Raw genomic sequence first — 26,164 nt, forward strand, 5'->3', positions numbered from 1 at the left:
CTTGCGGAACTTCCCTCTCTGCATGATCGCGCCTGAAGGCGCTCCTGCGGGTATGCGGCGAAACTGCGTTTCGCTTTTTCCCATTTCCCATTCCCAACTTCCCACTCCCGCTTCACCGCACCCCATGCATCAAGCGCTTGATAAACGGCGTCAGAATCAACACGAGGATACCGCTACCGATGCCGATCTTGGCTGAGAACAGGAACATGTCCTCGTATTTGGACAATGCCTCGGCGACATTGAGTACGGCACCTTCCGGAATATCCAGGGACGAGAGTTTGCCGAGTTCGGCGGCGAGGATTTCCGAGTACGAGGTGCCGAGGAACCAGCCGCCCATCATCAGGCCGACGACGCGCGGTACCGACAATTGGGTGACCGCGGAAAGTCCGATTGGCGACAACAGCATCTCGCCGATTTCGAGGACGAAATAGGCCAGTACGAACCACCAGATATTGGTCAGACCATTGGCCTGCGGGTTGCGTGCGCTCCATACCAGCACAAGAAACGAGACACCGGCGAAAATCAGGCCGTACGCCGATTTGGCCGGTTTGCTTGGATTCCAGCCGCGCTGTTCGAGGCGTGGCCACAGCCAGGCAAAGATCGGAGCCAGCACGAGAATGAAGAACGCACCGAGGAAGGTCAGCTGGCTGGCCGACCATTCGATGCCGAGTGCCTGATGGTTCATGGCGCGATCCGAGAACAACACCCACGAGCCATAGGTCTGCTCGTACAGGGTGAAGAACACGAGACAAAAGCCAATGAAGGCGAGCACGGCAAACATCTGATCGCGCTCGATCTTGCTGCAATGCTTGAACATGAACCAGAAGATGCCGCCGAACAGGCAGATCGAAACCAGATGCATCGACAACACCACCGGAGTCGGCTCGAAGAAACCCGGGATGATCGAAAGAATCAGCGAATGCGCCTGGATCAGCAGCCAGACCACAAACAAGCCGCCAATTGCGCAGAGATAGATCAGATGTTCGCGCGACAACGGACCCAGCAGACGCTCACGCAGTTTTTCCGGATCACGCGGCTCGGCATAACCCATCAAGTGCTTCTGGCCATAAAGGAAATTGGCCAGACCAGCGAGCATGCCGATACCGGCCGCACCAAAGCCCCAACCCCAGCCATAGGTCTCGCCGAGCCAGCCGCAAAGCAGCGCTGATACGGTCGCGCCGATATTGATACCGGCATAGAAAATGCTGAAACCCGAGTCACGCCGCGGATCGTTCGGCGGATAGAGCTTGCCGACAATGGTCGAGATGTTCGGCTTGAGGAAACCGACACCCATAATGATCAGCGCCAGCGAAAAATAGAAAATCTGCAAGGCGCCGGTATCGCGCACGACAACGCCATCGACTACGGTTGCCTGATTGCCCTCAAAGGCCATGCCGAGATGACCGAGCACGAGCAGGATGCCGCCGAAAACAACCGCCTTGCGCATACCGAGCCAGCGGTCGGCAACCAGGCCGCCGATCACCGGCATCGCATAAACCAGTCCACCATAGGCACCGATCAGGTTGTAGCCGAAGTCGTCCGTGAACAAGTGGTACTTGACCAGATACAGCAGCAACAGGGCCTTCATTCCATAGAATGAAAATCGCTCCCACATCTCGGTGAAAAAGCAGATGTAGAGGCCCTTGGGATGACCGAGGAATTGCTCTGGCTGTGGCAGGATTTGATCGGCGGACAACTCGGACGACATTCGATTTCCCGGTTAAGAGCGAGGGCGGAGTATAACGAGCTGCCCATCAGGCGCAGTTCCGGCGTAGCAGCGACCTGCGCCTGGAACCGCTCCGGCGACGAAGTTGCCGACCTCAGAATGCGGTCAACACGCCAAGAAATTCCTCGCCGTAACGGGTCAGCTTCATCTCGCCGACGCCGCTGATCGAGGCGAACTCGCTGAGCGATTGCGGCTGTTCGCGCAGCATCTGCAACAGGGTCGCATCGCTGAAGATCCGGTAAGCAGGAACGCCCTGTTCCTTGGCCAGTGCCGCGCGCTTGTTGCGCAGGGATTCCCACAACACTGATTCGTGTGGCGCGATATCGATCGTCTGTCTTGCCCGTTCGCTACGCGAGGACTTCTGCTTGGCCTTGCGTTCGACCTTGTCAGCGACATGGCGCATGTGCACTTCGGATTCGCCACGCAACACCGCGCGGCTGGCATCGACGAGGCGCAAGGTGCCATAGCCCTCGTCATCCGGGACCAGCAGGCCCGCAGCAACCAGTTGGCGGAAGATCGCGCTCCATTGGCGATCATCGAACTCCGCACCAATACCGAATGTGCTGAGCTTGTCGTGACCAAACTTGTTTACTTTCTCGCCATCGATGCCACGCAACACATCGTTCAGGTGCTTGACGCCAAAGCGCTGACCGGTTCGGTAGACACACGAAAGTGCCTTCTGCGCGGCGACCGTCGCATCCCAGGTGCGTGGCGGATCCAGACAGTTGTCGCAGTTGCCGCAGCTCGCCGATGGCGTCTCCCCGAAGTAGCTCAACAGCTGACGGCGGCGACAACCGGTGCTTTCGGCGAAACCGATCAAGGCATTGAGCTTGGCTCGCTCAACACGTTTGCGCTCCTCGCCGGCATCGGATTTCGAAATGAACTGGGACAAGGTGACGACATCGGCAAGGCCATAGGTCATCCATGCCTCCGAAGGCAGACCATCGCGACCGGCACGACCGGTTTCCTGGTAATAGCCTTCGAGGCTTTTCGGCAGATCGAGGTGGGCGACGAAACGCACATCGGGCTTGTCGATGCCCATGCCGAAGGCGATCGTCGCCACCATGATGATGCCGTCTTCGCGCAGAAATCGCTTCTGGTTGGCTGCGCGCATCTCAGCGCTCATACCTGCGTGGTAGGGCAACGCGTGGAAGCCGTCGTCAACCAGGGCCGCAGCGGTGGTATCGACCTTGTTGCGTGACAGGCAATAGACGATGCCCGATTCATCGCGATGTCTGGCGAGGAAATCCTTTAGCTGGCGCCGCGGATTGTCCTTCTCGACCACGCTGTAGCGGATATTCGGCCGATCGAAGCTGGCGACAAAACTCTGCGCCGATTCGAGGCTGAGGCGTTCAATGATCTCGCGTCGCGTGGGTGCATCGGCGGTCGCGGTCAGGGCAATGCGCGGAATCTGCGGGAAACGCTCATGCAGAATCGTCAACTGCCGGTACTCGGGGCGGAAATCATGGCCCCACTGCGACACACAATGCGCCTCGTCGATTGCGAACAGACTGACTTCGACCTGATCAAGCAGGTCGAGAAAGCGCCCGGTCAGCAGGCGTTCGGGCGCGACATAGAGCATCTTCAGCTCACCATTGCGCAAGCGTTGCTCGACCTCGCGCTGGGCGCTCGGGTCAAGGCTGGAGTTGAGAAAGGCCGCCTCGATGCCAAGCTGGTGCAAGGCCTCGACCTGATCCTGCATCAAGGCGATCAAGGGCGAGATGACGATGGCCGTGCCGGTGCGGATCAGGGCAGGAATCTGGTAGCACAGCGACTTGCCGCCACCCGTGGGCATCAGTACCAGCGCATCACCGCCCGAGATGACGCGTTCGATGATGGCCTGTTGATCGCCACGAAACGCGACATAGCCGAAGACGGTGTTGAGGATCTGCAGGGAAGATTCGGACATGCTTTCAATGCTATCAGCTGGAGGAGTCCATTCCGGGCTCGATGCTTGGTCTGAGTGGGAAATAGACAATTCACCCGCAGTTTTGACCGATGATTCCATGCAAGATCGGGACGTTCTGTTCTGGAGGGATCCCATGAAAGCCGTTCCTGTATTTCTGACGATCGCATTGTGCATGGCCATGCTTCCCGTGGCCGCCGCTCCGCCGCCGAGATTTCCTGCGGGCGCCATCTGGCACCAGAACATCGCATCGGCACCGTTGCATCCGAACTCGACCTCGATGATCAATGCCCTGGCTGGTCTCGGCGGTTGGGGCAATGGCAACAAGTTCCAGATTGACTTCTCGCTGCAAACCTTTCCTGATGCCCCGGTCGGATCGCCGATGGTTGCGGTCGTTCCGCACCATGATGGCAACGAGTACTACACGCCTGATTGCGAGGAACTTCCGGCCAGCATGCCGGTGCCAACCGGCGCCGCCTTCGAGGGCCAGAGCGGCCTCAGTTGCGACAATGACAATGAGGACTGCCACCTGCTCGTGCGCCAGGGCAATCTTCTTTACGAACTGTATTCGGGCAACTATTCAAACGGCATGCTTGATGCACGTTGTCTGGTTGTCTGGCAGCTCAATGCGGTGTATCCGCCGGAAGGCCGTGGCGAGCATTGCACGAGCGCCGATGCGGCCGGGTTTCCGATTGCGCCCTTGCTGGTCAATGCCGATGAAGTGGCCGCCAACGCAGGTATCGCCAATTCCGATCTGGGCCATGCGATCCGCTTTGTCCTGCCAAACGCGCGCATGGCCACCGATAACTCGCTTGGCGGTATTGGTGGTCGACTCTATGTGCGTCCGGCCTCACATGCCGGCGGGCCAAGCGGACCGAGCAGCTCCGTACCCTATGGCGTGCGCATGCGCCTGAAATCAAACTTCAACATGAGTGGTTACAGCAGCGCCGCCCAGGTCATCCTGCGTACCATGCAACGCTATGGAATTGTTCTCGCCGACGGCGGCAACATCGCCCTGACCTTCGAGACCGACCGTTACACGACGGCAAAATGGAACACGCTCGGAATCACCGCACACACATTCTGGAACGGCGCCAATGGCTCGACACCGGTTCTGGTCAATCATTTTGAAATCATCGACAGCGGACCACGCATCGGCGAAACCTGGAACTGTGTGCGCAGCACGGTGATCGTTTCCGACCTGATCTTCACTGACGGCTTTGAATTGGCGCCATAGAACACCGAATTCATCGATATTCTCCGGTGCTTCTATACTGGCCCCTGATTTTAAACTCAGGCTTTGCCCATGCGCTTCATTACATTGCTGCTCGTTTCACTGTTTGCATTCACCCCCGGCGCTCATGCGCAAGACGACTACAGTGCATCAATCGAGGAGTGGCATGCGCATCGCATTGAATCATTGAAGAAGGCGGATGGCTGGCTCAGCTATGCCGGTTCGGGTATCGCCAATCTCGGTCGCAATACGATCGGAACGTCCGACGACAACGCAATCATCCTGCCCAAGGGCCCTGCCCATCTCGGCACACTGACCATCAACAAGGCGGGCGTGGGGAAATTCCGCGCGGCCAAAGGCAGCAACGCGCAAATCGATGGCAAGCCGATCAAGGGCCGGGTCACCTTGAATGACAATAGTGGCGATGCCAAGCCAACCCGTATCGAAATCGGCGATGCCTGGTTCTATCTGGTACGCATGGGCGATGTGATCGGCTGGCGTTTCCGCGATCCGAATTCACCGCGACTGAAATCGTTCACCGGTATCGACACGTTTCCGATCGATCCGAATTGGCGCATCGAAGCCGAATGGCAGCCATTCACGCCCGCTCACGAAATCGAGTTGGTGACCATCATCAATACCCTCTACACGGCGCCGGTGCCCGGCAAGGCGATTTTCGAGCGCGAGGGCAAGCGTTTTGAACTGCAGCCGGTGCTTGAGGATGATGGCCAGTTGTTCTTCATCTTCACCGACAAGACCAGCGGCAAGGAAACCTATCCGGCGGCTCGCTACCTGTATGCCGATCCGCCCAAGGATGGCAAGGTCGTGATTGACTTCAACAAGGCCTTCAATCCGCCCTGCGCGTTGTCGCCGCATGTTGTATGCCCGACCGCTCCGCGGGAAAATCGCCTGAAACTGCGCGTGGATGCTGGCGAGAAAAAAGTTCGCGACCTCAGCCGTTGATCTTTGCGCGCATCGCCGAAACGGCTTGACACCTCATTCTTCGTCAAACGCCATGCCGCCAGCGACGATTGATTGACGGTCAAACCCGGATGATGATCTTGTCCGGGATACAGGCCAGTAGACAGCCCAGGTGAACGCAACCGTGAGAAGCCACATTGCACATCGAAAGCCACTGCCGGCATGGCGGTGGCCGGCGGCCTGGCGCCGGCTGTTCCTGCTCGGCGGAATTTGCCTGGCCCTGCTTGCGCCAGCAGCCCAGGCAGCGGAATTGCTGGTCTTCGCTGCCGCCAGTCTCAAGCCTGCACTCGACACAATCATCGCTTCGCCCGAAGCGCGCGCCATTGCCGACATCAAGGTCAGTTACGCAGCCTCATCGCAACTGGCTCGGCAGATTGAACACGACGCACCGGTAGCGCTTTTTGTTTCAGCCGATCCGGACTGGATGGACCATGTCGAGAAGCGCGGCAAGCTCGTCGCCGGCAGTCGCAGCAAGCTGCTTGGCAATGGCCTGGTCCTGATTGCCGCGAAGGACAGTTCCATTTCACTGCACATCGCCCCCGGCTTCGACCTTGTTGGCGCGCTTGGGCCACAAGGCCGACTGGCCATCGGTGAGCCGAACAGCGTGCCAGCAGGCCGATATGCGAAAGCGGCGCTGATCTCACTCGGCGTCTGGACATCGGTCGAATCACGTCTGGTTCCGTCCACGCACGTGCGCGCAGCCCTGAGCTTTGTTGCACGGGGCGAGACACCGCTCGGCGTCGTCTACCGCTCCGATGCGGTTTCCGAAAGCCGGGTCCGCGTCGTCGATACGTTTCCGCCATCAACCCATCCTCCGATCATCTACCCGATCGCCTTGCTTGAGGCGGGCGACAACGCCGCCGGTCGTCAACTCCTTGAACTGCTGCGCTCACCGCAAGCCGGGGCCATTTTCATGCGGTTCGGCTTCGACGATCTGCGCAAATGACGGCCATGTCACCCGACGAATGGCAGGCGCTTTCACTCAGCCTGCGTGTCGCCACGCTCAGCGTGATCGTTTCATTGCCGTTTGCCCTTGGCCTGGCCTGGCTGCTTTCGCGGCGACGATTTCCCGGGCGCTTGCTGCTCGAAGCCCTGATGTTTCTTCCGCTGACTCTGCCGCCGGTGGTTACCGGCTATGCCCTGCTCGTCCTTTTCGGTCGCCACGGCTGGATCGGCGAATGGCTGGCCGAGATCGGCATCGTTTTTGCGTTTCGCTGGACCGGGGCGGTACTGGCTGCCGCGGTGATGGGCTTTCCACTGCTGGTGCTGTCGATTCGAGTTGCCTTCGACAATCTTGATCGACGCCTCGAGCGCGCCGCCGAAACGCTGGGCGCTTCGCCCTGGCGACGATTTGTCACCATTGTTCTGCCCTTGTCGATGCGCGGCATCATCGCCGGCAGCGTGCTCGCATTTGCGCGTGCGTTTGGCGAATTCGGCGCAACCATCACCTTCGTTTCGAGCATTCCGGGCGAAACCCGCACCTTGCCGATAGCTATCTACGAATTGATGAGTCTTTCCGGTGACGATGGCGGCGTGCAACGCCTGACCCTGGTCGCCCTGGCAGTCGCCTTCGCCGCGACCATTGGCGCAGCGATCCTCGGCGGCTCGTTGTGGGGACGGCGACGCGATGATTGAACTGTCGATCAAGCATTCGCTGGCGGATCTGGATATTGATGTCCATTTCGTCTCGGAGGCCCGCTGTCTCGCCCTGTTTGGCGATTCCGGCGCCGGCAAGACGACAATCCTCAATGCCATCGCCGGTCTGCTTGCGCCGCAGCGCGGTCGTATCGTTCTCGATGATCAGACCCTGTTCGATACCAACGCCTCCATCAATATGCCGGCGGCGTCCCGTGAGATCGGCTATGTGTTCCAGGATGGCCGCCTGTTTCCGCATTTGAGTGTGCGCGCCAACCTGCTCTACGGCGCGCAGGCGCGGCGGCGCACGACGACCCGCTTCGATCTTCTCGTCGAGCTGCTTGAACTTGGGCCTCTGCTCGATCGCCGCCCGCAAAATCTCTCGGGCGGCGAGCGCCAGCGCGTGGCGATCGGGCGGGCGCTGGCTTCGGAGCCACGCATCCTGTTGCTTGACGAACCGCTGACCGGCTTGCATCGCGAGGCCCGGGTCCAGGTGCTCGATCATCTGCGCGCACTCAAGCAGGAGTTGCGCATTGCCAGTCTGCTTGTATCGCATCAAGCCGATGAAGTGATCGCACTGGCTGACGAAGTCATTGGCCTGCGTGCAGGCGCGATGACGGCCCGATGGGACATCGCCGCCTTTTCTGCACAACGCGCCTGATCTGCTTTCCTGTCTGCTGTCGACGCGTTAGGCTATGCGATTGAAACGATCGTTTGAGGATGAATCATGTCTCTGCGCAATGTCCTGGCCCTCATGGTTGTCAGTTTCTTTTTGGCCTCCTGCGGGAGTGGCCCGGTCAAACGCGTCAGCCCGCCAACGGCCAGCATCCAGGAGCTATCCGTTCGCCCTGACGGCAGTTGGCATCTGCGAATTCGCGTGCAGAACTTCAGCAACGTCTCGATGACCTTCAGCGCCATCGATGCCAAGCTCGAAATCGCTGATAGCGAAGTCGGTTCGATCACGCTTCCACTCAAGCTCGATATCCCCGGCGAGAGTGCCGACGTTTTTGAAACCGACATGATTCCGCTATCCAGCACGCGACCGCAAGCCGGCGACTTCGCCTATCGGTTGCATGGGAAGATTTCCAGCAGCGAGCCAAAAGGCAATTTCAACTTCGAGCGCAAGAGTCGTCTGAGCCCGGCCCCCGGCCTCGTCGACACCTGGCGCTAACACCTACCAGACACTTCCAGGAACTGAAATGACTGACTACAAGGCACCCATCCAGGACATCCGTTTTGCCCTCAACGAGGTGCTCGGCGCCGAGGCCCTGTTCCAGCGCCTGCCCGGCTTCGAGTCGGCCACGCCCGACATTGTCGACGCGGTGATCGACGAAGCCGCACGATTTGCCGAGCAGGTGCTTGCCCCGCTGAACGCCAGCGCCGATCAGGAAGGCTGCACGCTGGACAAGGCCACGGCCAGCGTCCGCACACCGAAAGGCTTCAAGGAAGCCTATGCAACCTATGTCGAAGGTGGCTGGCCCGCGCTGACCACACCGACGGCATTTGGCGGCCAGGAATTGCCCGAGTCGATCGGCGTCATCGTCAAGGAGATGATCGACGCGGCGAACATGTCGTGGAGCAATTTTCCGATGCTTTCGCACGGTGCCAGCGAGGCGCTCAAGGTTCACGGTGAAAAGTGGCAGCAAGATGCCTTTTTGACCCCGATCACCGAGGGTCGCTGGACCGGCACGATGTGCCTGACCGAACCGCAATGCGGCACCGATCTGGGATTGCTGAAGACCAGGGCCGAACCGAATGCCGACGGCAGCTACCGGATCAGCGGCACCAAGATCTTCATCACCGCCGGCGAGCACGATCTGACCGACAACATCATCCATCTCGTGCTTGCGCGCCTGCCCGATGCGCCTCCTGGCGTGAAAGGCATCTCCTTGTTCATCGTGCCCAAGTTCAAAGTCGACAAGCAGGGCAAGGTCGGCGAGCGCAATTCGGCGACAGTCGGCTCGATCGAGCACAAGATGGGCATCCACGCCTCGGTTACCTGCGTGATGAATTTCGACGAAGCCGAAGGCTGGCTGATCGGCGGCCCGAACAAGGGCCTGGCGGCGATGTTCACGATGATGAATACCGCGCGCATGGCGGTCGGTGTGCAGGGCCTCGGCCAGATCGAGCGTGGCTACCAGGCCTCGCTAGAATACGCACGCAACCGGCTGCAGATGCGCGCCGCCACCGGGCCGAAATATCCGGACAAGCCGGCCGATCCGCTGATCGTCCATGCCGATGTGCGGCGCATGCTGCTGACCCAGAAATCGTTTGCCGAAGGCTGTCGCGTGCTCGCCTTGTATGCCTACATGCAGCACGATATCTCCACCCACGCCGTGGATGAGAATGAACGCAAACGTGGCGAGGAGCTGGTCTCGTTCCTGACTCCGATCGTCAAGGGCCTGCTCACCGAACTGGCCCAGGAATCGACCTACGATGCCGTGCAAATCTTTGGCGGTCACGGCTTCATCGTTGAAACCGGCGTCGAACAGTTTTCTCGCGATGCGCGCATCACCACCCTGTATGAAGGCACAACCCAGATCCAGGCCAATGATCTGCTCGGCCGCAAGATCCTGCATCTGCAAGGCGCCGGGCTCAAGCATTTCCTCGGCGAGATCTCGACCTTCTGCCAGGAAAATGCCAACAAGACCGGACTCGGCGAGTTCATTGCGCCACTGGCCATCGTGACCAAGGAGTGGAGCGATCTGACCCAGGAGATCGCCGTAAAGGCCAAGGCGAACCCCGAAGAAGTCGGAGCATCAGCGGTTGATTATCTGTTCTATTCCGGCTATGTCGCCCTCGCCTACTGCTGGGCGCGCAGCGTCGCCGCGCTTGACAGCTCGCCGCAACCCGACGCATTCAAGGAAGCCAAGCGGCATACCGCACGATTCTATTTCACCCGTATCCTGCCGCGAATCCACACCCATGGTGCTGCAATTCGCGCCGGTGCAGATACACTGATGGCCATGCCTGATTCACAATTTGGATAAACTCAGGGACACATGATGGATTCTGTAGCCAATATCCATATCCGCCTTGCCGAGGCCGATGATGACGAATTCATCCTCGACCTCGTGCCCCGATTCGTCGAAGGTTTCGACCTGCCGCCCTGGCGACGACCGCGTGAATGCGCCGAGCACATCAAACTGGATATCGGCCGACACCTGTTCGAGCAATCCGCAGGTACGCATGTTTTCGTTGCCGAAAATGATGACGGCGAGCGGGTCGGCTTTATCCATCTGCAAACCGTCAAGGACACCTTCAGCGATACCCAGAACTGTCATATCTCCGATCTCGCCGTCGACAAGAAGCATGACGGCGAAGGCATCGGCCGGGCTTTGCTTGCCTACGCTGAACGCTGGGCCCGCGAGCGCCGCTATCGCCACCTGCAGCTCGCCGTATTTCCGGGCAACAAGCGCGCCATCGAGATCTACGAGAAACTCGGCTTTGCTATCGAACTGGTACGCATGACCAAGCCGTTGCGTTGATTTCACCTTGTTTCCAGCGGGACCGGAATCAAGCCGAACTGCACATCGGCCGGTAACTTGGTCTATTCTTCCGCTCGCGCAACGCAGAATGCCGATGTTGGATTCGGCGCTGAACAGGAGTCAGGAATGCTGGCGGAAGTGCGAACAATTGGAACCATCCATGGCACCCGCGTCCTTTCGCTGGACGCAACGGGCCGCATCATGGACTGGATTTCCTGGCAGGATGCAACCTGCCTCTACGTACGTGGCGCAATTTCCTGGACGCTCGGCGACCCCTGCCTGACGATTCGCGGCGGCACCAATCGGCATAGCGGCGAGCAAAGCACGCTCGAACTGCATCCGATCATCGCCACTACTGGCCAGGCACGCGGCAATGCCATCGCTCCCGCACCGGCGTTGACCAATGTCGCCTTGTTCGCCCGTGATCGGATGATCTGTCTGTACTGCGGAATGCACTACTCGCGCGGCGAGCTGACCCGCGACCATGTGATTCCCATTTCCAAGGGTGGCCGCGACCACTGGCAGAACGTCGTCACCGCCTGCCTGCACTGCAACGTCAAGAAAGGCTCGCGTACGCCACAGCAAGCGCACATGCCGCTGCTCGCCGTGCCCTACAAGCCGAGTTGGGTCGAGCATCTGATTCTGTCGAATCGCAACATCCTCGCCGATCAAATGGAATTCCTCGTCAACCACCTGCCGAAGAAGCGTCGACCTCAGTAGGCTCGAACTCCGCTGATTGCCCCTGCGCGGGGAACTGCCTTTTGATCGCAACTTTTAAATAAAGTGAGCCTTCAGGGGCATACGAATTCGAGTGATTTCAGCTTGCGCTCGTCGCCCTTGCGCAGGCAAGAGGCGCTTCATTGCAGGCGAATGACTGGTTTCCCCCCTGTCTTTGCACCTTTAAAGCACGCTTCTTCGTCGCGCGGCATCCATGCCTTTTTTCACTCGCTTCCAGCGAGCGAGTTACTTTCTCTTGCGTGGCCAAGAGAAGAGTAACCAAAGAGAAGGCCACCCCGATGCAGCGGTCTGCGGGCTCCTGCCCTCCGACTTCGCGAAGCGGCTCCGGGGGTTGGCTGACAGTCCATCCATGGACTGGCAGCCAACTGGCTCGCATCCCTGCGAGCCACCCTCCGGGCCTTTCCTGCGCCACTCCGCCGCTACATAGGGGGCCCATTTACTGCGCATCCTGCGCAGCCAAGACGAAGCAGAATCCCGCGAGAACGTGCTTTGGCTTTGGCTTTGGCTTTGGCTTTGGCTTTGGCTTTGGCGCGCAGGATGCGCGCTCAACGGGGTCCCCTCGATCGCGGCGAGGCTGCGGAGGAATTGTCCGAAGGATGGCCCACAGGAAGTGGGCCAGTTCGACGCCAGTCCATGGATGGACTGTCGGCGAACCCCGGAGCGGCCTCGCGCACCTGGAGCACAGGGACTGTGCGTAAGGCGCGAGTGTGGGGTGGCCTTTCTCTTGGTTACTTCTCTTTGGCCACTCAGAGAGAAGTGACTCGCTCGCCCGGAGGCGAGTGAAAAAAGGCAGGGATGCCGCGCGACGAAGGAGCGTGCTTCACAAGAGCAAAGTCACTCGGCCCGTGCCTGACCAGCCATTCGGCTGTTGAAAACCGTAGGGGCGACGAGAGGTCGGGACGCGAGTGAAAACCCGGCATGGATGCCGTGCCGCGAAGCGGCATAAAGATCAACATGAATCCAGGAATTGGAGCCTTGCCTCTGCGCAACCGAAACTGTCCTGCGCTTGCCGAAACGTCGGCAAAACGAGCTTGTCCCTGCTGCACCAGCGAATCGATCACCAAGCTTTGCGAAACCGTCAATCAATGACGAAACTTGTGATCAGGCGACCGCTGCAGAGACAAGGTCAGTCGACACTTACTCCTTCTTCATCCAGCGCTGCTGGTAAAGATCATGGCGACGATCCTTGAGGTTCTGCACGGTGCCGTTGTTGCGCGCGCGGGCCAGGTCCTCAAGACGCAGGTCGGCAAACAGGACCATCTCGGTATTCGGCGTTGAATCGGCGGCCACGCCATCGCGCGCGAATGGGAAATCGCAGGGCGTGAGGATGCAGCTTTGTGCGTACTGGATGTCGAAGTTGTTGACGCCGGGCAGGTTGCCGACGTTGCCCGACATGACCACGTAACACTGGTTCTCGACCGCACGCGCCTGCGCGCAGTAGCGCACGCGCAGGTAGCTCTGACGTTCATCGGTACAGAAAGGTACGAACAGGATCAGCGCGCCCTGATCGACGAGGTGACGGGCGAGTTCCGGGAACTCCGAGTCGTAGCAGATCATCACCCCGATCGGGCCGCAGTCGGTCTGCACTGTCGACGCCTGGTGACCACCCTTGATGCCCCACCAGCTGCGCTCGTTCGGGGTCGGATGGATCTTTTCCTGCTGATGCACCGAGCCATCCCGCAGGCAGATATAGCAGATGTTGCGCATTGCACCCTGTGCATTTTCTGTCGGGTGCGAGCCGCCGATGATGTTGATGTTGTAGCGCACCGCCAAGCCGCTGAAGAGGTCCTTTACTTGCCCCGTGTATTCGGTGAGGCGACGCACGGCCTCGACTGAGGGCAATGGAGAGTTTTCGATCGAGAGGAGTTGCAGGGTCATCAACTCGGGGAAGACGACGAAGTCCGAGTCGTAAGAGGCCGCGATATCGACGAAGTATTCGACCTGCTGGGCGAACTTCTCGAAACTGTCGATACGTCGCTGCTGATACTGGATCGTGGCCACGCGCACGCGATCCGGAAATCCCATCGAGTTCAATGGCGTTGGCGTTTTCGGCTGGTCGTGGCGATCCGGATTGCGCCAGGCGAGATGCGCCGCATAACCCATCGATTCGCGATCATCGGGCACATAGCGTTCGAGAATGCCGAGCAATTCAAAACCATTGCGTAACTGGAAACTCATGGTCGGATCGCGATGACGACCTTCTCGCACGGCTTTTACGTAGGCTTCGACCGATCCTACGGCCTTGATGCGCTTTTCCAGACCCGGCAAACGGCCGCCAAAAACGATGCCGCGCAAACCGAGATCCCGGCACAATTTCTTGCGCGCGGCATACATGCGTCGGCCGATGCGCAAACCACGGAACGCTTCATCGACACAGACATCCATTCCGTACAACCAGTCGCCTTCCGGGTCATGGCGCGATGCGTAGCCGCTGCCAGTGATCTCGTTCCAGGTATGCGGCGCCATCGCGGTTTCTTCATCGATGCGAAACGTCGCGCAGAATCCGACGATATTGCCTTCATATTCGGCAACAAACTGTCCGGCCGGGAATCGTGCCTGCTGTCCGCGAAGCATATCCGCCGAATGACCGAGATTCTTGCCGTAAACCTTGGCCGTCAAAGCGGCAAGTTGCGGAATATCACTCAACTGGGCATTGCGCAGGATCAACTTGGCTTTCTTGTCGGTCGGCATCGGCTTCGGCTCCATCGTTCTGATTCACTAGTTTGACACCAAATATCAAGACATCTTGTCGCAGCCACGGATTTTCCCGTGCTGGTCTTGCTGTAGGCGCCAGCGCATAGTGCCTGCCGAAAAATCGGTTCATCGCGGTGCGAACGCAATGAAACAAGCCGTATCCACGGCATTTCCGGCACCAATCACTGCCCATCGGCAGGCCAATATCCCGGTCAGACTGGCTGTTATCGGGCAATTCCGACGGGCGTTCTACCGCATTGGGCCCTTTTTCGCCCGCGTCCGTTCAGAACACGTTCCTTGCCCCGCCCTCCCGGGTAGCCGAAAATAGGCATCTGTCCGCTTTCGTGGCACCTGATGATCGACTCCACCCGCTATCCGCGCCTTTCGCGCATCGACAACCCAGCGCAGTTGCGCGAATTTCCCGAGCACGAGCTTGGCGAAATCGCCGACGAGGTTCGCGATTACCTGATTCAATCTGTTGCCAGCTCGGGAGGGCATTTCGGTGCGGGCCTGGGCGTGGTCGAGTTGACCGTTGCCCTGCACTATCTGTTCGATACGCCGAATGATCGTCTGGTCTGGGATGTCGGCCACCAATGCTATCCACACAAAATCCTGACCGGTCGGCGTGACCGCATCACCACGGTCAAGAAGAAAGATGGCCTGGCGCCGTTCCCGCGTCGCGAAGAGAGCGAATACGACACGTTTGGCGTCGGCCACTCCTCAACCTCGATCAGCGCCGCACTCGGCATGGCCATTGCCGCCCAGCGCAGGGGCGATCCGCGCAAAGTCGTCGCCGTCATCGGTGATGGTGCGATGACCGCCGGTCTCGCCTACGAAGCGCTCAACCACGGTGGCGATGTCAAACCCGACATGCTCGTGATCCTCAATGACAACCAGATGTCGATCAGCGAGAACGTCGGCGCATTGACCCAGATGCTGGCACGCCTGATGTCGAGTCGCACGCTCAATCGGATTCGCGAGGGCGGCAAGAAGATGATGAAGCACGAGGGCATTGCCTGGCGCTTCGCCAAACGCTGGGAAGAACACGCCAAGGGCATGTTCATGCCGAGCACGCTGTTCGAAGAACTCGGCTTTCACTACACCGGCCCGATCGATGGCCACGACATTCCGCAACTCGTGCAGGCCTTGCGCACGTTGAAAGAGCTCGACGGGCCGCGGCTTCTGCACGTGATCACGACCAAGGGCAAGGGCTACGCGCCGGCCGAGCGCGAACAGATCAACTATCACGCGGTTGGCCCATTCGATCCGGAAAAGGGCTTGACCAAGAAGGCTGCCGCGAAGCCGACGTACACGGAAATCTTCAGTGACTGGCTATGCGCCCAGGCCGCCGCCGATCCGCTCCTGTATGCGATTACCCCGGCCATGCGCGAAGGCTCGGGACTGGTACGATTCTCGAAGGAGTACCCAGAGCGCTACTTCGATGTCGGCATTGCCGAGCAGCACGCCGTGACCCTGGCCGCCGGTATGGCCTGCGAGGGCACCAAACCGGTTGTCGCTATCTATTCGACATTCCTGCAGCGTGCCTATGACCAGCTGATCCACGACGTCGCCTTGCAGAATCTCGATGTGTTGTTCGCGATCGATCGTGGCGGACTGGTCGGGCCCGATGGCGCGACTCATTCCGGAAGCTTCGATCTCTCCTATCTGCGCTGCATTCCGAACATGGTTGTCATGGCTCCGGCCGATGAAAACGAGTGCCATCAGCTGTTGAGCACGGGCTTCGCACACAATGGGCCCGCCGCCGTTCGCTACCCCCGCGGCACTGGCACCGGCGTCGCTGTCGATGAAAACCTGTCGACCCTGCCAATTGGCAAAGCCGATCTGCGCCGTCATGGCCAGCGGATCGCCCTGCTTGCCTTCGGTGCGCTGGTCGCGCCAGCCGCGCGCGTTGCCGAAACCCTCGATGCAACCCTGGTCAACATGCGTTTCGTCAAACCGCTGGATCAGGCCCTGATTCTGGAATTGGCTGGCAACCACGATGCGTTCGTGACCCTCGAAGACAACGCGATTGCCGGTGGTGCCGGTGCCGGGATTGCCGAGTTGCTCGCCGCGCATGGAATCACCCTGCCCATCCTCCATCTCGGCCTCGCTGACAGCTATCTCGAACATGCCAGCCGTGAGGAATTGCTCGCCGAATCCGGCCTCGACGATGGCGGAATTGAAGCATCGATTCGCGCTCGCTTTGCCGAGTTGATTCCAATTGCTGCGATGCGCAGCGCGGGTTGAGTCAGACTCTCAATCCGAACGGGAATCTCACCCCTGATCGGGCTCTTGCAGAATTCGCCCACCGCTTGTGCGATCGTGACCGGAAACGTCTGACCACGTTTGTACTTTTTCCAACCCGTATTGTTGAAGAAGACTGCGGACCGCCTGACCTTGCTCGTAACCATGTTCGAGCAACAACCAGCCCTGATTGACGAGGTGGCGCGGCGCCGCATCGACGATGCTGCGGATGGCATCGAGACCATCGGCTCCCGAAGCCAGCGCCGAGGCCGGTTCATGGCGCAGATCGCCTTGCCCCAGATGGACATCATCGGCGGCAATATAGGGTGGATTGGAAACGATCAGGTCGAAGCGGCGTGAGCCCAGTGCCTCGCACCAATTGCCTTCGGCGAACTCGACATTGCTGATGCCGAGGCGTTCGGCATTGGCCCGCGCAACCGCCAGGGCCGAAGCGCTGGCGTCAGTCGCGAGGATGCGCGCACGCGGTCGCTCGCTGGCGATTGCAAGCGCAATCGCGCCCGAACCGGTGCCGAGATCGGCGACGCGGAATTCGCCATCAAGCGGAATGCGCTCAAGGGCGAGCTCGACCAGCAGTTCGGTTTCAGGGCGTGGTATCAGCACGTCCGGTGTCACCTCAAGATCAAGCGTCCAGAAACCGCGACGTCCGATCAGATAGGCGACTGGTTCGCCACGCAGGCGCGCTTCAAGCAGATCCTGAAACCGCTTCGCCTGCTCCGAATCAGGAACGAAATCTGCGTGCGTGAACAACCACGCGCGATCCCGCTGCAAGACATGGCCGAGCAGGATCTCGGCCTCGTGACGCCATTCGACGTCACCGGGCCGACTTGCCGCGGCCAGGATTTCGCTGATCGACGCCATCATTCGACCGCTGGCGGCACAGCTTCCGGCAGATCGATGTCCGCATTGGCCGGCTTGCGCCACGGCCGCCAGTAGCCTCCGCTCATCCACGCCGCAAAGCCGTTGCGAAACCAGCCGACCACGGCCCAGGCCAACCAGAGCGCCCAGAACAGCATGACCACGTTGTAGACCGAAAGCGGCAACGAAATCACGCTGGCGTCTGGCAGCGCGTCAATGCTGCGATCGGCAAACCACTGCAACTGGTTGGCATAGGAGCCATTGCCGCGCACGACCATGTCGGGCGAACCGAGCAGGCCATTGCGGATACTCTCGAACAGGCAGACCAGCGCAATCAGGCTCAGTACGACCAATCCGAGCTGGGCCAGATTGAATTTCCAGTTGGCCTCAGGTGCCGTGCGCGCACGCCAGTCGAGTGCGAACAGCCAGCCGACAACCACCAGCAAGGCCAGCCAGGAAAAGGTTGAAAATCCGAGCACAAGCAGCAGCCAGTGATGGAAGCGCAGCGGCCCCTTGCGCCAGCGCGAAAGCAACCAGGCAAGCAGGATGGCGACCAGCAATTCGCCCCAGAACAATACCGCCGGCCCGACGGGCGGCCCGAATGCGGCAAGCAACCAGCGGTCGTTCGGCAGCTTGATAGCCAGCGAGACATTCGCCGCGGGCAAGCCAAGCGAAACCTCGGGCGTCACGATGCGCGAGCTCATCTCGGCGTTTTCGCGGAAGCGCACATCGTATTTCTGCGCGCCGGGGTTGATCGGCAGGCTGAGTTTGCCGTCGAGCATTCGCGCACCAATGTTCACGCCATCGCGGGTCACCGTCAGCAGCTCGGCATCCTTCGGCAGGCTGATGACTTGTTCGCCACCCTGGCTGGCACGCATGTCGAATTTCAGCGCATGCGTCCGCGCGCGCAGCCCGAAATCGCTGCTCAGGTTCAACGAATCGATGGCTCGGGTCGCACCGTCGACGGCTGCAGGCTTGCTCACGCGCAATGTCAGCGTTTCACCGGGCAAGGGGTGGAACTCGAACTCATGATAGTCGCCGCTTGCACCGGCAGCACTCGATCCACTTTCGGGCACGCCGCTGAATTCGACATGCCAGGTCGGGCTGACGAGAATCTTCCAGACCTCGGCATGGCTGCCAAGATCGGGGGCGCTCAAGGCCAGGCTTTCAGTTTGCTCCAGGGTACTTTGCCAGGTTGCCTGCACCTCACCGTCGCCGAGTCCGATGGTGACCTTGCCATCGCGCACCTTGAGCCCGGGCGTCGACACATGCTCACCGGCAATGAGCGGCAGATTGACGGCAAATCCGCCATCGCGCGGCGCCAGGCGCTCGACCGTATTCTGCACGCGCCAATCGAGATCAAGACTCAATGAGCGATGGACGCGCACGTAAGGCGGAAAGCGCTGCGCCGTAATCGCCAACTCCTCGCCCTTGTCGGCACGCGCACGCACCAGGGTCAGGGTTTCGGTCAACAGGCGCTCATCAGCGAGTCCGCTGGCCTGCCAGGCGTCACCGGCAACGCGCACGCGCTCCGGAGTCATCGGAAATGCCAGAGCAATGCGATCGCCGCTGATCGCAAAGTTCAATACGACGCGATGCACGCCACGATCGATGGCGATCCAGGATTTTCCGGAATGGCTGAGCACGACCTCGTTGCTGCCAGCGTCGATCGTGATCGAACGCACCGACAGCGACTTGTCATCCGCAGGGATTGGCACCGCGACGCGAGCGAGCGCGTGAATTTCCAGTGCCACGCGCAGTTGATCGCCGCTGATGGATATCTCGGCATTGGCAAGATTGGCACATTGCGGCGCACATTGTGGCGCTTCAGTCAAACGCGCTTGCAACTGCTGCAGCAGGGCCTCCGACGGATAATCCTGAGCCTGGGCCAGCGGAATGCAGAGCAGCGAAACTCCAAGCATCAGCACACCGGCCACGGTATTGACCCGGCTTGCTCGCCAGCGCCAGGATGTGCCGCGCACGATGCGCCAGAGCAACCAGGCCAGTGCGCCGACCAGCAGCACTCGCAGCAATCGCACCATCCATGGCGAGGCAATCAGCATGTGCACCTGCTGATCCGCAAGCACGGGTCCGCTCCAGCTCAATCGATAGGTCGAACCCAGGCGCCAACCCGGCTCGCCGGCACCGGTCTGGACCACGGTGGATTGGCTGTATTTGCTGATTGACTCCTGCCTTTGCATGGCCGACAGGGAGGCAACCGTGGAATTCAGCTTTGCCGCCCGTGATTTCGAATACTCGCGACCCGCTGACGGAGCTGGCGGTGGCGGCGCAACCGGCATCGGCGCTTCCATCATCGGCGCGGCTTCCTGGGCCGCAAACCCATCAGCTTGCCCGTCGAATTCGGCGGTTTGCGCAAAATCGACCGCTACTCCCTGCGATTCGAGTTGCGGATACAAGGCCAGGCGCAATTGTCCGGCCGCGAATGGCAGCGCGAACATCAACAACACGACGACCGCGGCGATGCGCACGAGCGCGGTCGCGCTGGCCAGGCGTCCCTGCGGCAAGGCACGCAGGATCAGGCCGAGGGCAAACACGCAGAGCAGGGTCCACAGCGGCGAGCCGCCTTCCTGATAGCCGAGCAGCAAATACAACGCGGTCAACGCGCCACCCATCCAGCCGAACAATCGCGCGCCGAGCAGGATGATGATCGCGGCGAGAAACACATCGAGCAGGGTCCAGCGCGACATCCAGCTTCCACTGGCCTGATCGGTGCCGGGGGCTGCAATCAATCGATAGCCGAACGGCAAATGTACCGTCGTGGCGACCTGGTCGAAGGTCTGCTGCCAGCCGCTGACCGGCATCGAGTGCGCGGCCGAATCGACCCGCAGGCCTGCGCCAAGAGAAACCTGTGCAGTGCGCCACTCGACGCCGCTCAGTCCCGGCTTGTCGCCTTTGGTGATCAGCAAGGCGTCATTGCCGTCACGACTGTTCAAGACTTGCGCGCGCTGCAGTGAAAAGGGCGCAGCCAGATCGAAACGCCAGCCACTTTGCATCATCCCGCCAAGTCGATCCTTGGCAAACCAGCCATTGCCGGAGAAATCCAGCCAGATCTCGCGTTGCAGATTGAGCCGATTGGCGACTTCCTCATCGAGCCCGCGCGACCGTTGCTCAATGCTCAGGTGATCGCCGTCATTCATCGCGTAGGCCGGAAAACCAGCCCACTCATCCGGCACATCAGCCTGGCGCGGATCAACCTGGAGCACGCCACTGATGCTGGTCACACGCAGAGCCGGCACCGATTCGTAACTCCAGATCTCCTGCGCTGCCCACTTGCCGGGAACGCGTGCGGTCAGCTCGGTGACCGGTGCGGCAGCCCGCGCAGTCAGAGTGACCGTGTTGCTGCCAGGCTGCACCTGCACGTGCAGGATGCCCTCGTCATCGAGCCGTGCCGGCCAGGCATCGCTTTGCAGAGCGAGCGGCACAAAACCTTCAGGCAAGGCTGGCCCGAAGGTTTCTTCGCGAGCCTGGCCCGAGGCATCGATGCGGATACGGGTGGTCAGCTCGCCGGGGATGTCATCGCGAAACAGGCGAAATACATGCAGATCGACACGGTCGGCTTCAACGGCGATGGCCGCGCCGCGGCCCAGGGTGAGCTGGTTGCCACTGCGTTGCAGCGGAGCGACGAGCTTGCCATCGACCAGGAGGCTGACCAGGGCGATCGATGCCGGTACCTGCAAGCTTTGTGGGCGATCCGCCCAGCTCATCTGCGCGCGCAGTTCGTGATCACCGGCAGCCAGCCATACACTCGGTCCGGTCCTGTCGACCACGGCCGCCGGTCTGCCATCAACGGTCACCTGTTGCGGCCAATGCTGATGACTGCCTGGCAGCGGCACCCAGCCATCGACCTCGACATGCCAGCGCTGCTGGATCGCCGCGCCGTTGGCACCCGCGTCGATCTTCAAGTCACCCGGCCAACTGCACAGAAATTCGGCCGCTGACGCGCCCCGGCTGCCGGCAATCAAGGGACAATTACGAAACTCCTGATCCTTGAGCACCCAGCCACGCCAGGCATCAAGATTCGCCGGAACCGCCGGTGTCGCTGCCTCAACGACGGCGCTCGTGAACAAAGCCAACAACAAGATGATTGCCCGCATGATCCGCTCCCTGATGTTGTTTCGGTGATTCATGCAACGTGTGCACCCCCATCGCGGGGTCGATTGCGCAAAACTTGCACGACGAATCGGCGTCAGTGCGTCAGCAATTGCCAACCCTGGACCAGACAGGCCAGAACGAATCCAGTCAGAAAGAACAGATAGCTGTAGCGCAGGTAACGATACTTGTGATGCGACAGATAAACGCCGAGCGAGTAAAGATCGACAGCCCAGGTCTTGTACGGCGAGCCGTCAGGCATCAGCACCTTGTTGATCTCGACCAGATAGCGCTCGCGAGGCAGCTCGGCGAAGTGGCCGAAGAAGAGAATGTTGAAATCCGGCGGCAATTGATCGCCCTTGATCCGTATCGGGCGGTACTTTGGCAATACGGCGAGAATGGCCAGGAGCAAGGCGACCAGGGTGAAGCCGGCAAGAATCAGTACGGAAACGCGCAAAACGGGGTCGGCCAAGCGTCCCAACGACAAGGTCAGGACGATGGAGGTCACGGTGATGATGATATTGGCCTTGGTATCGGCCATCGCCGACAGCTGCACATGGTGCTGCTGCGCCGTACGCATGACATTGTCGGCCGTGCTGCGCTCTGGAATCTGCGCGTAAGTCAGTGGCGGTTTCGCTGCGTCACTCATTGGGCGGTTCCGGTTCTGGGGCTGCGCGCATCTTAACCCGGACGTTTCGGTGAGCGGTTAGCCGTGAGCGGTTAGCGAGGGAAGCGTAGCCCTGATCGCGACCGGCAATCCTTTGCGTCTTCGCAGGAGCGCATTCACGCTCCTGCGAAGTCTGCAAGACATCAGTCGCGCTGGCCGACCTCGAACTCGCCGACGAGCACGGTTTCCTGCCTATGCTTGAGACTCAGGATGACCGATTGTTCGTTTGCGTTTGGCGCGCCGAAGCCGGTGATCAGCGCCAGGCGCAGGGTCACGCTGCCAGAAACCAGTTGCTGGCGGTTGCCGAAATAATTCGCCTCAACCTTGTACTTGCCCGGCATCGCCGCTTTCAGCATGAATTCTTCGGGGCCATAGCCGGAGGTCAAATCAGCCGACATGCGCCCGCCCTGGCGGGTCAGGCGGTTGCCGTAATAGGCGCGCTCGCCGTTCGGATCGGAGACCCACAGATCCATGTCGGAGTTGTCGGCATCCCAGTTGAGGACGACGCGCAGATCGACCGGCAGATTGCGCAGCAGGCGCTCGTCGAATCGCTTTGTGTCGATCTCACCCGGATGGGTCGCAATCAAGGCGTTCATCTCGGTCAAGGCGATCAGGCCGACCTCGGCGAAGCGCCCATCCCATTCGCGCCTGGCGACTTCATACAGTGCATCGGCGGCGTTCTGATACTCACCGACTTCGGCATAGGCGAGGCCGAGATCGCGGAAAGACTGCGGCTCGAACGGAGCCAGATCGCGGACCTGCTCGAACAGCGGCACGGCAAGCGCGGGCATGCCCGCTTGCAGCAAGCGATAGCCGAGGATGCGCAGGATCGCGCGGTTCTGCAGATCCATCTCGGCGAGATTCGACAGCACGCGCAAGCCGAGCGCGGCCTGCTTGCGCTCGATCAGCACATCGGCGGCATCCAGATAATAGGCACTGCTGTTGATCCATTCGGCGCGCTGATCGAGATAGATCGCGTAGAGGTCGGCATCGGCGGCATCGTGCAGGCGCGCGAGGTACGGCGCATCCGGCGTCCACTTCCTCAGGCCAATGCGGATGGCGGGCGCCGACTCCGGTGAGCGGTTGTCGCTGCGCTTGTCCGACTTGGACCTGCTTTCACCGCGCATGGCGACCTCCGCCGCAGCCATTCGCATCGGCGCGATATCCGCTGCTGGTGCTGGTGCTGGTGCTGGCGCTGACGGTGCCGGCATCGGCGCCGGGCGGGATTCGAGCATCCTTTCCGATTCAAGCTCCGCCGCGTTCTCCTCCTTGGCCAGCACGTGCACTTCGCTGGTCTTCGGGAAATCACGCTTCCACCACTCGATCTTGTCCTGATACTGGGCGACGATCTGCGCAATATGGGCATTCAGCTGATCGCGCTTGCGACCGAGATTGGCTGCTTGCAACTCGTCATAGCGCGCGCGCAGCGACGGCGGAGGCACGATGTCGTGATTGACGTAATCGGTCACGTCATCGAGCACGATCAGCGAGGTTTCGCGAGTGACCAGTCCATAGCTAAGACCGAGGCGACGAATCTCGGCGCGATTGTTGTGGAAGTCACCATCAAGTCGCCCGATTTTGAGGCGCGCCCACAGACGCGCTGCGAGTGGCGCTTCGGCATTCGATCGCGCATCGGGCGCAGTCTTGCCAATCGGCAGCCGAAGGATACGGACGCTCCCGTCCGGATCGCGTAGCGGAAGTTCGAGTGTCTGCCCGGGTTCGCCGCGAATTTTTCCGGCCAGACGCAGACGACCGTTGGCCAGAGCCTGCTCGTCTACCTGCAGATCGACAACGCCACTGAAGTCGGTCACGGCGAATTGGGTGCGGGACTGCAGCAGGGAATCGATCGCCTTGTCGCGATCACCGAGCAGATCGATCAGGTTGCCAGTACCGGTCTTGCCAACATTGCGCGCCAACTGGCGCAGGCTCGCACGATTTGCCGATGCCGCAGCGAGCACCGGGTAGATGCGCAAACCTGGATGTCTGGCCGGCGTCGCGTCGATGCTGGAACCGTAGTTGCCCAGACCGTCACTGAAGAAAAGCACCTCGTTGATTCCGGCACCGATGTTCCAGCTTTCAAGATTCGAGGCGCCGTCATAAACCGTCGCCTGCAATGCACGTTTTAGCGCACTCCAGTCACCGTTGGCAATCGTGAACATCCGCGCCGGCTCGGCAACGTCGCGCAGGCCAATCAGACTGACCTTGCCGTTGCGCATGGCGTTGAAATAGGCATCGAGCAGAGCGAACTCGGCATCGTGATCTCGGAGCCGACCCGACATCGAACTGTCCCAGACGATGGCGACCCGGATCGGCAATTTGCGCGCGGACCGCTGAATCGTCAGCGGCGCGTCGACCTGCAGATAATTGTCGCCCCGCCATGGCAGTACGCTGACTGTCGCCACAGCCGAGTCCGCGCCGCCATCGGGAATCGCAATCTCGATCCAGCCGCGGGCCTTGAAAGCCTCGCGATGGATTTCGCCGCGATACCAGATCCCACTTGGGCGAAGGGTCAGCGCATTGTCGCCGGGCACTGCGGCACTCGGCGCGCCGGATGCGGAGGCAACCAGCACATCGAGCGAGAACCTCGGCAGGGTTTGCGCGTGGGCGAGAGCCAGTCGATAGCGATAATGGCCTTTCGAAATATCGAGACGTTCGCTGTAGTGCAGAACCACACGGCGCGTGCCGTGCGCCGGCAAGGGATAGACGCGCAAGCGAAAATTTTCGCCGCGGGTGGTTTCGAGCAGAGCCGGATCGACCCGGCGGCGGATGACCTCCTCGAAAACCTCCTTGCCCCTGGCCTTCTCGATCGGCACGGCTTCGCGCAGCTCGCCGTCGATATCGAGGGCGAAACCGTCGATCTCCTGACCGGCCAGCAGCGGAAACTGAAGCTCGCCTTCAAGCACGCGATCATTCGGATTGGCAAACAGCATTTCGACGCGCGTACGCGCCAGACCGCCAACAATCTCGGTGCGCAGATCCAGCGATTTCAGCTCGATCGGTTTGCCCGACTTGCCAATATCGAGGTTGATCGGCGCTGGCAGCGGCTGTGGATCAATCGCGATGGTCTGCGTCTGTGCCTGTGCGGCAAGCGACAAAAATAAGGAAAAAAGGAAAACCCGTAACGATATCGATGCATTCATGGGATTCGCGCCAATGAAGGAATGAGGCAACGCTGGACGTTGCAAGTGATTCCAACGCAAACGTGTCGATATCGGGGTGAATGCGAGTCGAAATCTCCGGCTTGAGGCAACGCTGATCAAGTGGCGCAATCGTCACGCCACCTGACCGCGTGCAGATCGTCAAGCAGCGGCTTCAGCCTGTTCGCTGGTGACAGCAACCGCATGGATCACGGCAGCAATGCGCGCCGCGCTCTGGATCGTCAATACCGGCACTTCATGCTTGCGCAAGGTCTTTTCGTGCGATTCAAGGCACAGGCCACAGCCGTTGATCGCCGAGACGGCCAGCGAAGCAAGTTCGAAATCCACCTTTTCGCAGCCGGGGTTGGCCATCACGTTCATGCGCAGACTGGCGCGCAGCTTGCCGTATTCCTCGTCACCGACCAGGTGATTGAAGCGGTAATAGATATTGTTCATGCCCATGATCGCGGCGGCGGCGCGGGCCGCGTTGGCTTCTGCTTCGCTCAGCGTATCGGCGAATTGCGCGGTGATCGCCGAAGTCAGCGGTGCATGCCGTGAGGCAATCGCACTGGCCATGGCGATGATTCCGATCTGCTTCGGATTCAGGCCGGGCGCACCGGATTCGCTGAGCACCGAATCGAGATTGAGGCGCAGATCCTTGGCGTAGTCGGGCAAGGTCGCCTTGATGTCATTGAGGTTCATGGTTTTCTCCTGCAAGTCGGCAGCCG

18 protein-coding genes are annotated in these 26,164 nt (G+C 60.4%); 10 read left to right on the forward strand and 8 right to left on the reverse strand.

From position 1 onward, the window contains the following. Positions 1-112: 112 nt before the first annotated feature. Positions 113-1,708 (reverse strand): oligopeptide:H+ symporter, encoded by a 1,596-nt coding sequence (locus tag VFN25_RS02680; RefSeq protein WP_325138542.1) that lies wholly within the window; start codon positions 1,706-1,708, stop codon positions 113-115. A 112-nt stretch (positions 1,709-1,820) separates the two neighbouring features. Then, a complete protein-coding gene (recQ, locus tag VFN25_RS02685; protein WP_325138544.1) occupies positions 1,821-3,635 on the reverse strand; it encodes a DNA helicase RecQ in 1,815 nt (604 codons plus the stop codon). 133 nt (positions 3,636-3,768) lie between these two features. On the opposite strand from recQ, the gene VFN25_RS02690 reads away from it, so the two are divergent. The 9 genes from VFN25_RS02690 (at position 3,769) to VFN25_RS02730 (ending at position 11,690) form a co-directional block, all read left to right on the forward strand. Next, positions 3,769-4,869 (forward strand): hypothetical protein, encoded by a 1,101-nt coding sequence (locus VFN25_RS02690; protein WP_325138546.1) that lies wholly within the window; start codon positions 3,769-3,771, stop codon positions 4,867-4,869. Positions 4,870-4,938: 69 nt separating this feature from the next. After that, positions 4,939-5,829, forward strand: coding sequence for a DUF1684 domain-containing protein (locus tag VFN25_RS02695; RefSeq protein ID WP_325138548.1), 891 nt, complete (start codon positions 4,939-4,941; stop codon positions 5,827-5,829). Positions 5,830-5,971: 142 nt separating this feature from the next. Continuing rightward, positions 5,972-6,793: a molybdate ABC transporter substrate-binding protein gene (gene modA, locus VFN25_RS02700; protein WP_325138551.1), complete on the forward strand. Its 822-nt coding sequence runs from the start codon at positions 5,972-5,974 to the stop codon at positions 6,791-6,793. After that, positions 6,790-7,482, forward strand: a complete 693-nt coding sequence (gene modB / locus VFN25_RS02705) for a molybdate ABC transporter permease subunit (protein WP_325138554.1) — start codon at positions 6,790-6,792, stop codon at positions 7,480-7,482. The genes modA and modB overlap by 4 nt, the downstream gene beginning before the upstream one ends. Next, the gene (locus tag VFN25_RS02710) at positions 7,475-8,143 is read left to right on the forward strand and encodes an ATP-binding cassette domain-containing protein (protein ID WP_325138556.1); all 669 of its coding nucleotides are present in this window, start codon (positions 7,475-7,477) and stop codon (positions 8,141-8,143) included. The genes modB and VFN25_RS02710 overlap by 8 nt, the downstream gene beginning before the upstream one ends. A gap of 66 nt (positions 8,144-8,209) precedes the next feature. After that, positions 8,210-8,653: a hypothetical protein gene (locus VFN25_RS02715; protein WP_325138559.1), complete on the forward strand. Its 444-nt coding sequence runs from the start codon at positions 8,210-8,212 to the stop codon at positions 8,651-8,653. 28 nt (positions 8,654-8,681) lie between these two features. After that, positions 8,682-10,472, forward strand: coding sequence for an acyl-CoA dehydrogenase C-terminal domain-containing protein (locus tag VFN25_RS02720; RefSeq protein ID WP_325138561.1), 1,791 nt, complete (start codon positions 8,682-8,684; stop codon positions 10,470-10,472). Positions 10,473-10,484: 12 nt separating this feature from the next. Beyond that, positions 10,485-10,970, forward strand: coding sequence for a GNAT family N-acetyltransferase (locus tag VFN25_RS02725; protein WP_325138563.1), 486 nt, complete (start codon positions 10,485-10,487; stop codon positions 10,968-10,970). Between the two features lie 126 nt (positions 10,971-11,096). Continuing rightward, on the forward strand, positions 11,097-11,690 hold the full coding sequence (locus VFN25_RS02730; RefSeq protein ID WP_325138565.1) for an HNH endonuclease: 594 nt from the start codon (positions 11,097-11,099) through the stop codon (positions 11,688-11,690). Between the two features lie 1,155 nt (positions 11,691-12,845). On the opposite strand, the gene VFN25_RS02735 is transcribed toward VFN25_RS02730, so the two are convergent. Continuing rightward, a complete protein-coding gene (locus VFN25_RS02735) occupies positions 12,846-14,414 on the reverse strand; it encodes a GNAT family N-acetyltransferase (protein WP_325138567.1) in 1,569 nt (522 codons plus the stop codon). A gap of 342 nt (positions 14,415-14,756) precedes the next feature. On the opposite strand from VFN25_RS02735, the gene dxs reads away from it, so the two are divergent. Beyond that, a complete protein-coding gene (gene dxs, locus VFN25_RS02740) occupies positions 14,757-16,649 on the forward strand; it encodes a 1-deoxy-D-xylulose-5-phosphate synthase (protein WP_325138569.1) in 1,893 nt (630 codons plus the stop codon). 27 nt (positions 16,650-16,676) lie between these two features. Here dxs and prmC read toward each other — a convergent pair whose 3' ends face one another. The 5 genes from prmC to VFN25_RS02765 all read right to left on the reverse strand — a co-directional run bounded on the left by prmC (position 16,677) and on the right by VFN25_RS02765 (position 26,138). Further along, positions 16,677-17,528: a peptide chain release factor N(5)-glutamine methyltransferase gene (prmC, locus tag VFN25_RS02745; RefSeq protein WP_325138570.1), complete on the reverse strand. Its 852-nt coding sequence runs from the start codon at positions 17,526-17,528 to the stop codon at positions 16,677-16,679. Further along, positions 17,525-21,637 (reverse strand): hypothetical protein, encoded by a 4,113-nt coding sequence (locus VFN25_RS02750; protein WP_325138572.1) that lies wholly within the window; start codon positions 21,635-21,637, stop codon positions 17,525-17,527. Before VFN25_RS02750 ends, prmC begins: the two co-directional genes overlap by 4 nt. 92 nt (positions 21,638-21,729) lie before the next feature. Further along, positions 21,730-22,281, reverse strand: coding sequence for a Pycsar system effector family protein (locus VFN25_RS02755; protein WP_325138575.1), 552 nt, complete (start codon positions 22,279-22,281; stop codon positions 21,730-21,732). 161 nt (positions 22,282-22,442) lie between these two features. Next, the gene (locus VFN25_RS02760; protein ID WP_325138577.1) at positions 22,443-25,439 is read right to left on the reverse strand and encodes a VIT domain-containing protein; all 2,997 of its coding nucleotides are present in this window, start codon (positions 25,437-25,439) and stop codon (positions 22,443-22,445) included. 159 nt (positions 25,440-25,598) lie between these two features. Next, positions 25,599-26,138: a carboxymuconolactone decarboxylase family protein gene (locus VFN25_RS02765; RefSeq protein ID WP_325138579.1), complete on the reverse strand. Its 540-nt coding sequence runs from the start codon at positions 26,136-26,138 to the stop codon at positions 25,599-25,601. Positions 26,139-26,164: the final 26 nt, after the last annotated feature.

This window comes from Dokdonella sp. (genome assembly GCF_035703485.1).
Lineage (GTDB): Bacteria > Pseudomonadota > Gammaproteobacteria > Xanthomonadales > Rhodanobacteraceae > Dokdonella.